Annotated in this window: 15 protein-coding genes; 11 read left to right on the forward strand and 4 right to left on the reverse strand. The window is 39.2% G+C overall.

The annotated features are described in order from the left end of the window. Positions 1–273: 273 nt before the first annotated feature. From Q9Q86_RS14605 to Q9Q86_RS14625, 5 genes are all read left to right on the forward strand, one after another. The gene (locus Q9Q86_RS14605; protein WP_112987244.1) at positions 274–2,631 is read left to right on the forward strand and encodes a Tex family protein; all 2,358 of its coding nucleotides are present in this window, start codon (positions 274–276) and stop codon (positions 2,629–2,631) included. Positions 2,632–2,799: 168 nt separating this feature from the next. Next, a complete protein-coding gene (locus tag Q9Q86_RS14610; protein ID WP_112987245.1) occupies positions 2,800–3,630 on the forward strand; it encodes an AraC family transcriptional regulator in 831 nt (276 codons plus the stop codon). 79 nt (positions 3,631–3,709) lie between these two features. Continuing rightward, on the forward strand, positions 3,710–4,420 hold the full coding sequence (locus Q9Q86_RS14615; protein ID WP_112987246.1) for an AzlC family ABC transporter permease: 711 nt from the start codon (positions 3,710–3,712) through the stop codon (positions 4,418–4,420). Further along, entirely contained in the window at positions 4,417–4,734 is a 318-nt protein-coding gene (locus Q9Q86_RS14620) for an AzlD domain-containing protein (RefSeq protein ID WP_004909748.1), read from the forward strand. Before Q9Q86_RS14615 ends, Q9Q86_RS14620 begins: the two co-directional genes overlap by 4 nt. A 94-nt stretch (positions 4,735–4,828) precedes the next feature. Next, positions 4,829–5,593 carry an HD domain-containing protein gene (locus Q9Q86_RS14625; protein ID WP_112987247.1) on the forward strand — a complete coding sequence of 255 codons (765 nt, stop codon included), beginning with the start codon at positions 4,829–4,831 and terminating at the stop codon, positions 5,591–5,593. A 57-nt stretch (positions 5,594–5,650) separates the two neighbouring features. On the opposite strand, the gene Q9Q86_RS14630 is transcribed toward Q9Q86_RS14625, so the two are convergent. Continuing rightward, entirely contained in the window at positions 5,651–6,943 is a 1,293-nt protein-coding gene (locus Q9Q86_RS14630) for an MFS transporter (RefSeq protein WP_004951479.1), read from the reverse strand. Between the two features lie 202 nt (positions 6,944–7,145). Next, positions 7,146–7,523 (reverse strand): MerR family DNA-binding protein, encoded by a 378-nt coding sequence (locus Q9Q86_RS14635; RefSeq protein ID WP_004909736.1) that lies wholly within the window; start codon positions 7,521–7,523, stop codon positions 7,146–7,148. Between the two features lie 103 nt (positions 7,524–7,626). Here Q9Q86_RS14635 and Q9Q86_RS14640 point away from each other — a divergent pair, with 103 nt between their 5' ends. Then, positions 7,627–8,733 (forward strand): SDR family oxidoreductase, encoded by a 1,107-nt coding sequence (locus Q9Q86_RS14640; protein ID WP_112987248.1) that lies wholly within the window; start codon positions 7,627–7,629, stop codon positions 8,731–8,733. 97 nt (positions 8,734–8,830) lie between these two features. Here the strand turns inward: Q9Q86_RS14640 and Q9Q86_RS14645 are convergent, their stop codons facing one another. Then, positions 8,831–9,718 carry an SDR family NAD(P)-dependent oxidoreductase gene (locus Q9Q86_RS14645; RefSeq protein ID WP_005156652.1) on the reverse strand — a complete coding sequence of 296 codons (888 nt, stop codon included), beginning with the start codon at positions 9,716–9,718 and terminating at the stop codon, positions 8,831–8,833. A gap of 249 nt (positions 9,719–9,967) precedes the next feature. Continuing rightward, on the reverse strand, positions 9,968–11,245 hold the full coding sequence (locus Q9Q86_RS14650) for an O-acetylhomoserine aminocarboxypropyltransferase/cysteine synthase family protein (protein ID WP_112987249.1): 1,278 nt from the start codon (positions 11,243–11,245) through the stop codon (positions 9,968–9,970). Between the two features lie 296 nt (positions 11,246–11,541). Here Q9Q86_RS14650 and ettA point away from each other — a divergent pair, with 296 nt between their 5' ends. The 5 genes from ettA to Q9Q86_RS14675 all read left to right on the forward strand — a co-directional run bounded on the left by ettA (position 11,542) and on the right by Q9Q86_RS14675 (position 15,569). Further along, positions 11,542–13,203, forward strand: a complete 1,662-nt coding sequence (ettA, locus tag Q9Q86_RS14655) for an energy-dependent translational throttle protein EttA (protein WP_004964655.1) — start codon at positions 11,542–11,544, stop codon at positions 13,201–13,203. Between the two features lie 186 nt (positions 13,204–13,389). Beyond that, positions 13,390–13,797 (forward strand): cation efflux protein, CzcI-like, encoded by a 408-nt coding sequence (locus tag Q9Q86_RS14660; protein WP_017397365.1) that lies wholly within the window; start codon positions 13,390–13,392, stop codon positions 13,795–13,797. 303 nt (positions 13,798–14,100) lie between these two features. Further along, positions 14,101–14,712: an isoprenylcysteine carboxylmethyltransferase family protein gene (locus tag Q9Q86_RS14665; protein WP_039047987.1), complete on the forward strand. Its 612-nt coding sequence runs from the start codon at positions 14,101–14,103 to the stop codon at positions 14,710–14,712. Between the two features lie 139 nt (positions 14,713–14,851). Further along, positions 14,852–15,022 carry a hypothetical protein gene (locus Q9Q86_RS14670; RefSeq protein ID WP_004909716.1) on the forward strand — a complete coding sequence of 57 codons (171 nt, stop codon included), beginning with the start codon at positions 14,852–14,854 and terminating at the stop codon, positions 15,020–15,022. A 142-nt stretch (positions 15,023–15,164) separates the two neighbouring features. Then, the gene (locus Q9Q86_RS14675) at positions 15,165–15,569 is read left to right on the forward strand and encodes a cation efflux protein, CzcI-like (protein ID WP_004683448.1); all 405 of its coding nucleotides are present in this window, start codon (positions 15,165–15,167) and stop codon (positions 15,567–15,569) included. The last annotated feature ends 50 nt before the right edge of the window (positions 15,570–15,619 follow it).

The raw sequence follows: 15,619 nt of genomic DNA on the forward strand, positions 1-15,619 counted from the left end.
AGGCAGTATACGATTCATTGCACAGGTTTGGCTATGTTATAAAGCAACAAATATTGCCAATAAAATCAAGAGATAGATACCAAACATATACAGGTAAAATTATGACAATCAATCTATTTTTCAATATTTAGCTGAAAAAATCTTGGGATTTTAGAAACATTGATCAATTTGCATAATCTACTCGTAAAATTTTCAAAAAAACAATGGTGGATTTTATAGCCGTGGACTTTATAATCAGTGCTTTTAGAATTAACCCTTGTGGAATCAATCACGATGACTGACTTAGTTCAGCAGTTGGCAAATGAACTTGCCGTACGTCCAAACCAAGTAGAAGCTGCTATTCGTTTAATTGATGAAGGCGCCAGTGTTCCCTTTATTGCACGTTACCGTAAAGAAGTCACGCAAGGCTTAGACGATACTCAATTGCGTCAACTCGACACACGTTTGGCTTACCTACGTGATTTGTACGAACGTCGTGAGAAAGTGATTCAATCTTTACAAGAACAAGATAAGTTAAGTGATGATTTACTTGCACGTGTAAATGCGGCTGAAACCAAGAATGCATTAGAAGAAATTTATGCGCCGTATCGTCCAAAACGCACAAGCAAATCTTTCAAAGCGAAAGAAGCCGGTTTAGGGCCGATTGCAGAAAAGATTTTTGCTGAACAAGTTGATCCTACAGAAGCATTATCAGGCTTCAGCCATGAAGATTACCCAGATCTTGAAAGTCAGTTGGATGCGATTCAGCATATTTTAATTGATGATTGGGCGCAAAATATTGCGTTAACCACTGAATTAAAACAAACTTTTTCTAAAACTGCTGTGCTAAAGAGTGCTGTGGCATCTGAAGAGAAAAAAGAAGTTGGTAAGAAATTCCGTGATTACTTTGAGTTCTCTGAAAACTTAAACAAAGTTCCTTCACACCGTTTGTTAGCGATGCTACGTGGTCGTCAAGAAAATGTATTAGGTTTAAAAGTGGATGGTGAAGATGATGCACCATTGGCGCGTATTGAAACTGAGTACAACTTAGACCAAGTACAACCACAGAGTCGTCAAGATTATTTAAAGCAAACTGCAAAATTATTCTGGTTAGGTAAGATTCGTCCACAGATTGAACACTCATTGCTAACAGATAAGCGTCTATCTGCTGAAGCTGAAGCAATGGATGTATTTGCAGAGAACTTGCGTCATTTACTTCTATCTGCACCAGCAGGTGGTCGTGTTACTTTAGGTGTTGATCCTGGTATTCGTACAGGGGTAAAACTGGCAGTGATTAGTAAAGCTGGTGATGTCCTTGCACACAGCACGATCTATCCATTTGCACCGAAAGAAGATAAAGAAGGTTCGATTGCGGAGCTTGCGCGTTTATGCAGAGAGTTCCACGTGGAACTTATTGCGATTGGTAATGGAACAGCAAGCCGTGAAACAGAAGCTGTTGTTGCTGAAATGATGGCGGCAAATACGGATCTGAAATTAACACGTATCACTGTAAGTGAAGCAGGTGCATCTGTTTATTCTGCAAGTGAATTGGCTGCACAAGAACTTCCAGAACTTGATGTATCTATTCGTGGTGCGGTTTCAATCGCTCGTCGTTTACAAGATCCATTAGCAGAGCTTGTAAAGATTGATCCAAAATCAATTGGTGTAGGTCAGTACCAACACGATGTAAACCAAACAGGTTTAGCAAAAACACTAGATGCAGTTGTTGAAGACTGTGTGAACGCGGTGGGTGTGGATGTCAATACAGCATCTCCAGCGATCTTGGCTTATATCGCAGGTTTAAACAAAGCGATTGCACAACAAATCGTTGAATATCGTAAAGAAAACGGACGTTTTGATAATCGTCAAGCATTGAAGAAAGTTCCACGTTTAGGCGAGCGTACTTTTGAACAATCAGCTGGTTTCTTGCGTGTTCAAGATGGTTCTGAGCCATTAGATGCATCTGCTGTTCACCCTGAAAGTTATGGCTTGGTTGAGAAAATTGTTGCCGCAAAAGCAACGACTGTAAAAGACATCATTGGTAATACAGAAATTATTCGCCAAGTAAAAGCAGAAGAGTTTGTCGATGACAAATTCGGTTTGCCGACGATTCAAGACGTTTTAGCTGAATTGGAAAAACCAGGTCGTGACCCTCGTCCTGAGTTCCGTACAGCGAAGTTCCGTGAAGACATTACCGAAGTTGCACAACTAACTGAGGGGATGCAGCTTGAAGGTGTTGTAACCAATGTAACCAACTTTGGTGCATTCGTGGACGTAGGTGTACACCAAGATGGTTTAGTGCATATCTCTGAACTTGCAAATGAATTCGTTTCTGACCCACACAAAGTTGTGAAACCAGGTCAGATCGTGCAAGTTCGTGTGATGCAAGTTGATGTTGAACGTAATCGTGTGAACTTGAGTATGCGTGCTGAAGGTTCTGCGCCTACTAAAGCACCACGTCAGCAGCAGCGTCCACAGCAAGAGCGTACTGAGCGTTCAGAACGTAAGCCTCAAGGTCAACGTCCTCCACGTAAAGAGGGTGACTTTAAGCGTCCGCAAAATAACAAGCCAAAAGCTGAAAAACCGCAAGAGCAAAAAATAGGTGGTTTAGGTGCCTTGTTATTACAAGCAGGGATTAAAGGCTCTAAATAAGCTAATCTGTTAAAAAAACCTTCCTTCGGGAAGGTTTTTTGTTTGTAGTTAGAAATGATTTAATAAAGTTGTAAATAGATTATGAAATATAAAACAGCAATTTTATTCTATAAATTTCATCAAATCGAGCTAACCTGAGCTGATGCCTACACTGCAATGGAGGTCGTGATGTCACGTAGACCTCGTGAACAAGTCGATTATTTACACCTCGAAGAACTCGGTGGTTTAGAAATGTTGAAAGCCAGTTACTTTCAGCAGGAGTTCTCGCGACATGTTCATGAAGGATTTTGTATCGGTGTGATTGAAGAGGGTGCGCAACGTTTTTATCGCACAGGGGGCAATCATGTCGCACCGCAAGGCGATATTATTTTGGTGAATGCTGATGAAGTACATACTGGCTCATCTGCGGTAGAAACGGGCTGGCGTTATCGAGCAATTTATCCAACTCCAGAAATTTTCCATGAACTGACGCGTGATCTCACGAATATTCATGGCACAGCACCGTGGTTTAGAGAAGCCGTGTTGCATGACGAAGGTTTGGCACAGCAATTACGATTACTATTTGATTTGCTAGAACAACCGAGCAATACCTTGCTCAAACAAACCTTGTTCTTATCGACGATTGCTTGGCTAATCTCAAAATATAGCCAAACAAAACCGCATGCCGCTGACCTCAGTAATGCAAAACAGCGTATTTTAAATATTAAAGAATTAATGGCGAGTATGCCTGAGCAAGAGTTTTCACTCATCGAATTGGCTGAAATGGCGAATCTGAGCCAGTGGCATTTTTTACGTCAATTTAAAAAGCATGTCGGACTCTCACCACATGCGTGGTTGATCCAAGCGCGATTACAGAAATCACAAAAATTATTAAGACAGGGTTTGAACTTATCAGAAATTTCACAGCAATGTGGTTTCTCAGATCAAAGTCATTTTAGTCGGCATTTTCGTCAAACATTTCGTATTACGCCAGGCGGTTATATTGCTTATCTCAAATAAAAAACAGCAATTTTATACAAGCTTGGATGATCTAGATTTGGCATAGTCATTGGGTTTTTAATCAATGATTGTGATGTAGATGTTAGCTGAAAACATAGATCATACCCCGATGACCGAATCACGGGCATTTTTAAATGGAGTGATCAAAATACTTCCATTGTGTTTTGCCGTATTGCCTTGGGGCTTGTTGGCAGGTTCGATGGCGATTCAAGCAGGCCTTACAACTATGCAAGCCATTGCAATGTCTGCACTTGTCTTTGCGGGTGCAGCACAGTTGATGACTTTAGGGCTAGTGATGGCGGGTACACCTGCGTTGACGATCATTATTTCAGTTTTTCTGATTACTACACAGCATTATTTATATGCTTTGTATTTGCGAGAAGATATCTCCAAACAACCCTTAAAAAATCGTTTGATGTTGGGTTTTTTGCTGACGGATGAATTGTTCGCGGTGAGTATTAAAAAGCAACAACATTATATTCATTATCTACTTGGTGCTGGATTTTGTTTTTATTTGTGTTGGGTACTGTTTAGCGCTTGTGGTGTATTCCTTGCTTCTGCAGTCCCTAATTTAGATCAATACCATCTCGATTTTTCCATTGTGGCAACTTTTATTGCAATCGTGGTTCCATTTATTAAAAACTTAAATACTTTGGTTGGTGTGCTTGTTTCAGTCACATTAACGGTGGTTTTTTTAAGTCTAGGAATTAAAAGTGCAGCAATCATGGCTGGAGTGATCGGGATGTTTGCTGCAACTTGCTTACAGAATTTTCGGGAGCGTAAAGTATGACTTGGTTTATCCTGATTATTCTGGCATTAGTTGTATTTATGAATCGCTATATATTGCTTGAACCTAATCTTCCTTTGCGACTGCCGAAATGGTTTCAACAATCTTTGCAGTATTCTGCTCCATGTTTATTGACTGCAATTGCCACCCCAATCGTGTTTATGGATGAGCATGGTGCATTTCGTGAGAGCTTACTCAATCCTTATTTTCTCGCCACAATTTTGACGATTTTGATTGCCTATGTAGTTCGTCATACCTTGTTAACAATTATATTAAGTTTGGCATGCTTTTATGGTTTGGTATTTTGGTTGAATTAGTTGATTTCTGGAACGCTTTATTATCCTGAGTTGACATATAAACAGAATACTTATAAAAATTAGAGTAATTACTCTAATTTTATTGGTGGGTCAAATGCAAATCGGTCGACAGGTATGGATGGTTCAAACTTCAGGTGATTTATCCTTAACAGATCGTATGACATTGTTAAGTCATAGTTTGCTGCCTGTACTTCAGCAAAGTGTAAAAATGTATGCATTTGCAAGCAGTATGACCAAAACTCCAAAAATATTACAGATAGATGATTTGCATTTGCCTGATAGTGTCGAGATCAAACACGCAATTGAAAAGATGCAGTCCTGTAGCTCAATTGCCTTACAAAATCATTGTTTGAGGACTTGGTATTACGCCGTTGCATTTTCCAAGCTTCAAAAGCTAAAAACGGATGAGGAGTTATTGGCAGTTTCATGTTTGTTGCATGATTTGGGAATGACTGAGCAGCATTACCAACACCATGCAAACTGTCGCTGCTTTGCAGGACATGGCGCTTATGCAGCCAAAGATTGGTCAATACAACGTGGTTGGCAAATACCACGTGCTGATCAATTATTTGATGCGATCAGTATGCATATGAATCCATTCGTGGCGCTTGAGGATGGTGTAGAAGCTCATTTACTACAACAAGCAGCCAGTTGTGATGTGATAGGCAGCCGTGGTTTTGAGTTCTCTACTACATTCAGAACACAGTTAAATCAACAATATCCGCGTTTAGATTTTAATCAACATATGATTGAATTCACCCAACATGAAGCTCGAGCTCGTCCGAAATCACGTACTGCGATGGTGGTACAAAGTGGGTTTAAATATTTAGTTAAATTTAATCCTTATCTTGATCAATAAAAATAAAAAACCACTTTTAGTAGAACAAAAGTGGTTGATTTAAATGATTAAATTTTATCAGTGGTCATGTTCTAAATATTCAGGTTTTTTCGGTAATGCCCAACTACAGAAGAAACAAATGATCAACATGATAATGACATATACGAAGAATGTATTTTCAATACCTGCATCTTTGAATAACAGTGCAACAGAAGGTGCAGAACCACCAAATAGTGCATTACCCACCGCATAGGAGAAACCAACACCTAATGCGCGTACATGAGGCGGGAACATTTCTGCTTTGACCAAACCACTAATTGAAGTGTAGAAGCTCAACAACATCATCAAGAAAATGAGCAATAAGGTAATAATCACAGGCGAGTCTGCAAAACTACGCATTCCTGTTACCATCACGGGATAGATGAAAATAGCACTCAATAGACTAAAAGCGAGCATAGAGGCACGACGGCCAATTCGATCAGACAACATTCCAAAAAAGGGTTGAGCGATCATAAAAACAAATAAAGCAGTGGTCATGATAAACCCCACTGTTTTGCCATCCATGCCAATATTGGTTAGGTAGGTCTTTGAATATACAGTCACTACATAAAATGTCAGTGAACCTGCTGAGGTATAACCCACCACCAATAAGAAAGTTTTCCAATGTTGCTTTAATAGTGCAATTAAGCTTCCCGATTCTTCACGTTCAGCATCTTCATTTGATAAGGTTTCTTCTAAACGGCTACGTGCAGCCAATGAAAGCAATGCAGCGACACCGCCAATCACGAAGGGAATACGCCATCCCCCATCATTTAATTGTTGTTCGGTCATGAAGCCCAGTAAGATGACCCCAAGTAAGCTTGCTAGTAGTTGGCCTCCTGATAAGGTGACGTATTGAAAAGAAGCAAAAAAACCACGCTGACCTTTTAAACCCAGTTCACTCATATAGGTGGCAACTGCACCATATTCACCGCCTACAGATAATCCCTGTAATAAGCGAACCATCAGTAATAAAAATGGAGCGAGCATGCCGACTTGATCATAGGTTGGTAGGGCAGCAAAAAGAAATGAGCTGAGTGCCATCAGGCAAATAGAGATCACCATCGATTTTTTACGACCATGCCGATCAGCAATTCGTCCAAACAACCAGCTTCCAATTGGACGCATAAAGAAACTCGCTGCAAACACCCCCCACACATAAATGGCTTTGGTCGTTGGTTCCATATCTGGAGCGGTTAATGCATGAGTAAAATAAGCAGCAAAAACGGCATAGATATAAAAATCAAACCATTCCACTAAATTCCCTGATGCTGCACCAACGATGCCTTTAATGCGGCTCGTTCTTTCTTCCTTGCTATATGTCTGACTCATATCTGATCCTTTCTACACTAAGCAAGATTCTGTTACTGAATCTTTACTGTTTGTTATATACCGCTAAAAAAGCATGAAAATGACACTATCTTGTATGCTTTTTATGACTGTATTTTTAGATGGTGAGAAAGACCTGAGAGTTCTGGAAGGCTTTAGCAGTAAGAATATAGTGACGATTAAATAGTAATTTATTAAAAAACAATTACTTTAATTGTGGAATAGAACAATCCCTTCGCAAAGGACACGGTTCACCTTGAGTGAATTGGCTCAGCATGTTTCGAATTTGTTGGAGTTGAAAGATTTTTTCATCTATCGCCGCGAGTTTTTCTTGAAAGATATTTTGCATTTGATGCGCAGGTATTTCTTGTTCTGAGGTCATTTCTAAAATTTGTTTAATTTCATTGAGTGAGAATCCCAAATTTTTTGCCGTTCGAATTAATAATAGTTGTTGCAAAGTTTGCTCTGGATAGTCTTTGTAGCCATTAGCGCAAGTAACTGATTGTATAAGCGCCATTTTCTCATAAAAACGAATAGTATCCTTACTTAATTCGCTATGTTTAGATAATTGTCCAATCAACATAATAAGACCTTTTTATTTTTGAGTTTTTATAAAAATACCCTTGACCTTTGAGTGTACTCCATCCTTTAGCCTATTCCTACAACGACAAAAAAGAGTCATTCAAATGAAACAAACAACTTTAAAAGTAGAGCAATCTTTACAAGTCGCTTTTGTTGCTGGTGCTACAGGATTTGTTGGGCGGTTTTTGATTGCCGAATTGTTACAACAAGGACATCAAGTTTTTGCATTGCTCCGTAATAAAGCTCAGCAGCAAAGACAGCTCGAAGATTGGCTGAGAAATCGAAATATAAGTTTAGAGCGTTTTCAGTGTGTGCAAGGTGATGTGACGCAAGTTGATTTGGGTATAGAGAGCAGCACTTGGGAACAATTGCAGCAAGTGAATACTTTGTACAACAGTAGTGCATTGTTTGCTTGGGATTTGAGTATGCGACATGCGCGCAAGGTTAATGTTGAAGGGGCACTGAATTTACTTTCAAGTCTGAATAAATACTGCAAATTAGATCGTGCCATCCACGTTTCAGGGTACATGTTGACTATTCACTCGCATTTACAACAAGCGGGAATTTGTCTCGATCAACCTGAAACCACTGATTGGAATAGGGTTTATCAACAATTGGGTGCGTATGAGGCATCCAAGATCGAAGCTCATTATGCGTGGATGAGATTGGCAGAAGAATTAAAGATTGATTGGACAATCATTCATCCAGCAACTGTTGTGGGCGATGCGCTTACGGGAGAAATTCCTGACAATCAACCGATTGCCCAAATGGTGGATTTATTAAAGCGGAAAAAAATGGGTGCAATACCTGCTACACCTCAACATTATTTGCCACTGGTGACAGTAGATTACTTGGTGAAAGTCATGGCACTTGCTGCAACCGAGAACAGTTTAGCCCAACGTGAACTGTTGGTAGCTCATCAACAACGTTTTGTTTTAGCTGAGATGTTTAATATCATCGCTACACAAGTTAATCAGCAAGCACCTACACGCTATGTGCCTTTAGCTGTCTTAAGAGTGATACTAAAATGGAAATGGCTGGCTCAGCAGTTAGAGATGTCTAAGGAAATGTTAGATTTTATTCGAACTGAGCCACTGAATACGACTTCATTGGCTCAACTGATTCAAAAGTGGAATATACATGAAACTGATCTGAAATTGGCTTTAGAAAAAACCAGTCGTTGGGTCGGACAACAGCCGAAATCTGCTTAGATAATCAACACCCTGTGGATAAGTCTGGATTTATACACATTGTATTTTTGTACATAAAAAAGCCTCCGTAGAGGAGGCTTTTTCAAATTATCGCAGATTACCAGTGTTCACCTGGGAACAAGCGCGCATAGGCACGTTGTACAAGATTTAATTTCTCTTGCTCACCGATAGATGCTGTAGAGCTTGGGAATAAGTTAAAGCCGATCGACATCAAAATATTATTTACATCCGGTGCAATCGCATAAGTAATTGATGCGAGACGACCTAAGTTGGTTGCGATCTTTTTCGGACGTTTCACAATCGCATAAGCAATCAAGTCTGCTGCTTGTTCAGGAGAAAGCGTCGGTACATATTTATAGATTTTAGTTGGTGCAATCATTGGGGTACGCACTAACGGCATATAAATCGAAGTGATTGCAATTTTGTGTGAGTGAACTTCAGCAGATAAACAACGGCTAAATGCATCCAATGCCGCTTTAGACGCTACATAAGCAGAGAAGCGGGTTGCATTTGCAAGTACACCAATCGAACTGATATTGATGATTTGACCGTCTTTACGTTGCATCATGTGTGGCAAGATATTCAATACCAAACGTACTGCACCGAAGTAATTTAATTGCATTGTACGTTCGAAATCATGGAAACGATCAACAGACTCATGTACAGCACGACGAATTGAACGACCTGCGTTATTCACTAAAATATCGATGTGATCAACAGCAGCTAAAATTTCTTTTGAAACTGCATCAATTGATTCCATGTCGTTAAGGTCACATGGAAAAACAGAAGCTTTTCCACCCTCAGCTTCAATCTCAGCTTTGACTTCATCTAATTTTTCTTTAGTACGAGCAAGCAACAAGACATGAGCGCCAGCTTGAGCAAGATATTTTGAAACTGTTAAACCAATACCACTTGATGCACCAGTAACAATGATTGTTTTACCGTCGACTTTTTGTTGAAAAAGTTTTTTAAGTTTTGCGTTCATGTACGTGTCCTACATTAATCAAGCTGTTGTTTGCAATGCTTTCTTATTGCGATTAAACACTGCACTTTATTTTGGTGTAATATTAACCGATATTTTAGGTTTGTCCAGTTTAAATATTTGAAACATAATAATTTTTTAGAGTAAAAGCTCTAAAACAAGATATTGTAATACTTGAAAAAGAACAAATATTTAATGGATTTTGTATAAAAAATAAGCCCCAATTATGGGGCTTATTCTTTTGCTTATAAATTATACTTGTGCAAGAGCTTGTTCGAGGTCGGCAATCAGGTCATCAATATGCTCAATACCAACAGATAAACGAACGAGATCTTCACTCACGCCTGCAGATTGAAGTTCTTCTGCATTCAATTGGCGATGAGTTGTAGTTGCTGGATGGCATGCCAAACTCTTTGCGTCACCAATGTTTACGAGACGAGTAAACAACTGTAATGCATCAATAAAACGAGTTCCTCCTTCACGACCATCTTGTACGCCAAAAGAAAGAATCGCAGAAGGTTTACCTTTCACATACTTTTGTGCCAAATGATGCTGTGGATGGTCACTTAAACCTGCATAATTGACCCATTTTACTTTTGGATGTTGTTTCAAATAATTTGCAACTTTCAGAGCATTCTCCGTATGGCGCTCCATACGAAGGCTTAAAGTTTCTAAGCCTTGTAAGATCAAAAACACACTCAGCGGACTAATCGCAGCCCCTGTATTGCGTAGCGGAACAACGCGTGCACGTGCGATATAAGCAGCTTCACCTAGAACTTCAACATAATTCACGCCGTGATAGCTTGGATCTGGTGTATTCAACGCTTTAAAACGTTCAGGATATTTGCCCCAAGGGAATTTGCCACTATCAATGATGACACCACCAATACTGTTGCCATGTCCGCCAATGTATTTCGTCAGAGAATGAACCACGATATCTGCACCAAATTCAAATGGTTTCAATAAAGCAGGAGTTGCAACAGTATTATCTACAATAACAGGGACACCATATTCATGCGCAATTTTAGAGATTGCTTCTAGGTCGATGATATTCCCAAGAGGGTTTCCGATCGACTCAACAAAGACCAGTTTGGTCTTATCATCAATAATAGAACGTAAAGCTTCGGGATTCTGATAATCAAAGAAACGAACTTCAATCCCTTGTTTCGGCAATGTATGCGCAAATAGGTTATAAGTACCACCGTATAAAGTGGATACAGATGCAATATTGTCACCGGCTTCAGTAATCGTTTGAATCGAATAGGTGATCGCTGCCATTCCTGATGCTAGTGCCAAAGCGCCAATCCCGCCTTCCAGTGCAGCGATACGTTGCTCAAGTACTGCTGTGGTGGGATTCATGATTCGAGTATAAATATTGCCTTGAACTTTTAAATCAAATAAATCGGCACCATGTTGAGTGTTATCAAAGGCATAAGATGTTGTTTGATAAATTGGAACAGCCACTGCTTTGGTGGTTGCTTCTGGTGAATATCCCGCATGAATGGCTAAAGTTTCATCTTTGTATGTCATGGTTACATCATCTTCGTGAGTTAAATAATCAGCGAGTGTAGCCTAAAACTTATCCAAAATGGTGCATAAATTATGCGATTTATAGCGTTTTATTCATATCTATAGCAAGATGTGGCTGCATAAGACTTGCTGTGTGTTTTTAATCAAATGGCGTAATGTCTTGAAAAAGAAAATGCTTTTAATCGGCACAAACAAAATCTAACTTAACTTCATGTTGATTGGGTTTTCAGCGTATAATACGTGCGATTATTTTTCGCTTTTTGCGATGTATTGGTTTTTCAATTGAGGAGTCCTGCGTGGCCCAATATATTTATACGATGAACCGAGTGTCGAAGATGGTTCCGCCTAAGCGCGAAATCTTAAAAGACATCTCTTTATCATTTTTCCCAGGTGCAAAAATTGGTGTGCTTGGTTTAAACGGTGCAGGTAAGTCTACCTTGCTCCGTATTATGGCGGGCGTAGATAAAGATTTCTCTGGTGAAGCTCGTGCACAACCTGGAATCAAAATCGGTTATTTAGAACAAGAACCGCCACTTGATCCTACTAAAGATGTTCGCGGAAACGTTGAAGATGGCGTACGTGAGGCACTTGATGCTCTAGAACGTCTTGATCAAGTTTTTGCTGAATACGCTGATCCTGATGCTGATTTTGATGCACTTGCAAAAGAGCAAGAAAAGTTAGAATCAATTATTCATGCTTGGGATGCCCATAATCTCAATAATCAACTTGAGATTGCTGCTGACGCATTAAATCTTCCTGCTTGGGATGCTGATGTTACTAAACTCTCAGGTGGTGAGCGCCGTCGTGTAGCATTGTGTCGTTTATTGCTTTCTAAGCCAGACATGTTGCTTCTAGACGAACCAACGAACCATTTGGATGCTGAATCAGTTACTTGGTTAGAGCGTTTCTTAAAAGATTTCCCTGGTACTATCGTTGCGATTACGCATGACCGTTATTTCTTAGATAACGTGGCTGAGTGGATTCTTGAACTTGACCGTGGACATGGTATTCCTTATCAAGGTAACTATTCTTCTTGGTTAGAGCAAAAGAATGCGCGTTTAGAGCAAGAACAGAAACAAGAAGAATCTTTTGCTAAAGCATTGAAAAAAGAACTTGAATGGGTTCGTTCAAATGCGAAAGGTCAGCAAAAGAAAAACAAAGCGCGTATGGAACGTTTTGAAGAGCTTAACTCTAAAGAATTCCAACAGCGTAATGAAACGTCTGAAATCTACATTCCACCTGGTCCACGTCTAGGTAATAAGGTTGTAGAAGTTGAAGGCATCAGTAAATCGTTTGATGGTCGCGTATTGTACGAGAACTTAAGCTTTACTGTACCGCCTACAGCGATTGTCGGTATCGTTGGTCCAAACGGTGCAGGTAAGACGACGTTATTCCGTATGATGACTGGTGAGCAGCAACCTGATACAGGTACTGTGACATTAGGTGATTCAGTTAAAGTGGCTTATGTTGGTCAGATCCGTGACACCCTAGACAACAATAAAACTGTTTGGGAAGAAGTTTCTGGTGGTTTAGATATCTTAAAAATTGGTGATTACGAAATTGCATCACGTGCATATATCGGTCGCTTTAACTTTAAAGGTCAAGATCAGCAAAAACGCGTAGGTGAATTGTCTGGTGGTGAACGTAACCGTTTACAACTTGCCAAGATCCTTCAAATGGGCGCTAACGTAATCCTACTGGATGAGCCATCAAACGATTTGGATATCGAAACTTTACGTGCACTAGAGGATGCTATTTTGGTATTCCCTGGTACGGTAATGGTAGTATCGCATGACCGTTGGTTCCTTGACCGTATTGCAACGCATATCTTATCGTTCGAAAACGAACAACCAGAATTCTATACTGGTAACTATGCAGAATACGAAGCATACCGTCAGTCACGTTTAGGTGAAGATGCGGCCCAGAAACGCACCAAATATAAGAAGATTACAGGTTAATTGCCCGTAAACTAAAAGAAACCAGCTTTCGGGCTGGTTTTTTTATTGCTTAGATTATCATTTGAAGGACAAAAAATGGATTTATAAGATTGGTTACGTAATTAAAACAATCTCACTTAATAATGTAATTTTATTACATAAGCTTTCGTTGCTATGCTTCAATAAATTTTGAACAGTTGATCAAACGTGCGACGTTCTGCTGTATTTATGACAGTCTTATTGAGTTTGTTCATATTCCAAAGCATTTGGAATGTGGCTGCAGCTTATTGCACGCACGAAAATCCAACTGAACAAATTATCTCAGATTCGCATTTTGGTCATCATTTTTCTGAAAGCTCAACCAAAAATAGCAGTGATGCTGAGGTTGATTTAAAGGTTTCAGATACATCGAAATCTATTAATGTCACAGATCATCATGATCATCTGCCAACCTGTACGAATGTAGTCGTTTTAGCTTCAGAACAACAACTAAATGAGCCAATTTTCAGAGCACATGAATTAAAACAAAAATATTATTGGGTAGATTTCTACCAATCCCCTTATTTGTCTGAATTTAATCCACCACCTGAATCAACCCCGCTATTAGTGGGGTAGCCAAAAAATAACCCACTAGAAATATATCTATTTCAAAGGGTTATTCTATGCTTAATTATACTTGTAAATACAGTACAACGATCTTCTCTGTAGATTACTCACTGAAACGTGCTCATCATTATGCTGATAAGACGATGCTATCTACAGTTTTATCAAGATTTTGTAAATCTTTACGGAACGTTTCCTTCATTCATGAATCCAATTTGTTCCAGTATTCATCCTCCATTCCTCATCAGCAAAAATATCATTTTAATGAAGTTCCTATTTCATCTTTAATGATTTGCAGTCATTGAGGTTTATAAAATGAATATTTTATTTTCCCCACGTGTTAGGACTGTGAGTTCAAGAGTTATTGGATTTACATTGGCGATTATTCTTGCATTGAGTTCTAGTGAATGGCATTTCCAGTCTTCATTTATAGAACATATTTTATGGTTCTTCGGATGGCTATTTGTAGGCATTGGTGTGATGGGGAGAATATGGTGCAGTCTTTATATTTCAGGATTTAAGAATGCAAAATTAGTGACCGAAGGTCCATATTCTCTTTGTAGAAATCCACTATATCTATTTAGTTATTTAGGCGGCGTTGGCATCATGTTTCTGACAGAGACGTTTGTCTTCCCAATCTTATTTACGATCTATTTTCTTGGTTATTACCATTATGTTATGCGTCAAGAAGAAAAATTTTTGAGCAAGAAATATGGGATGAAGTATTTAGCGTATATGGATCGCATTCCTCGGTTTATTCCTAGTTTTAAAAAGTATACAGAACCTGAATGCTATCAGATTTCGCCTAAACATTTTCGGATTTTCTTGGTGCAGGTAGTCTGGTTCTTTTGGATTGCAGCACTGGTTCAATTATTTGAAAAGCTTCGGCTTTTAGGTGTAATCCCATCTATTTTTAGGTGGTTTTAAGCAACTGTTTTTTAGTTTTATTTTGGTCTTGGTACGAGTTATCTAAGCTTCAGAGCTTACTCAAACTAGGGCTGTTTATCTGATTTGGTTATTGGCGTTTTTCCAATAATTGATGAATTTTTTGAATAGGGTCTGAATTATGTTATCTAAAGTTAATCTAAAGTTATGTGCCGTAGTTTTCTGTCTTTTTGCTGGCACAGCGCACGCTGATGGCGGCTTGATGTTCTTGGAAAAGAATTTACAAGCGCAAAAGGAAACGAAAACCAAGCAAGTCAATCATGGTGAGCAGTTAAGTGCTCAACAAAAATAAGATTGAACATGAATACGGTCGAACTTAGTAGTTAAAGGTCAGCAATGTTGGTTTTTATTTAAACTGACCGAAATGTAATTTTATTACATTGACCTTACTTGCTATAGTTCATCTGTGCAATTTTTATCTAAAAGAGTAACCTTTGCAGCGTTCTAGTATTTTTATTACCGTCTTGCTCAGTTTGTTCATGTTTCAAAGTCTTTGGAACGTGGCGGCTGCGTATTGTGGACATGAAAATATCAATACGACAAATAGCAGCGTGGTTACGCACTTTGGTCATCATGTTCCAGAAAGTTCTATTGCATCGACTCATTATTCAGTGGTTTCCGATCAGGAAGCCTCTGATTTACCGATGTCTTTGAATTTACAGGATCACCATGATCATTTGCCATCCTGTTTTCATGTTGTGATGATTGAAGCACAGCAGCAACTTGATGAACCTTTGCTTAGAGTCAAAGAATTTAAGCAGAATTATATTTGGTCGAATTCCTACCAATCCCCGCATTTATCTAGATTAAACCCACCGCCGCTTTTTACCCCGCTATAGGTGGGGTAGCCGAAAAATAGCCCACCGCATTCTTATTACTTTGCGGGGCT

The organism is Acinetobacter sp. A22 (assembly GCF_030913345.1).
Classification (GTDB): domain Bacteria; phylum Pseudomonadota; class Gammaproteobacteria; order Pseudomonadales; family Moraxellaceae; genus Acinetobacter; species Acinetobacter junii.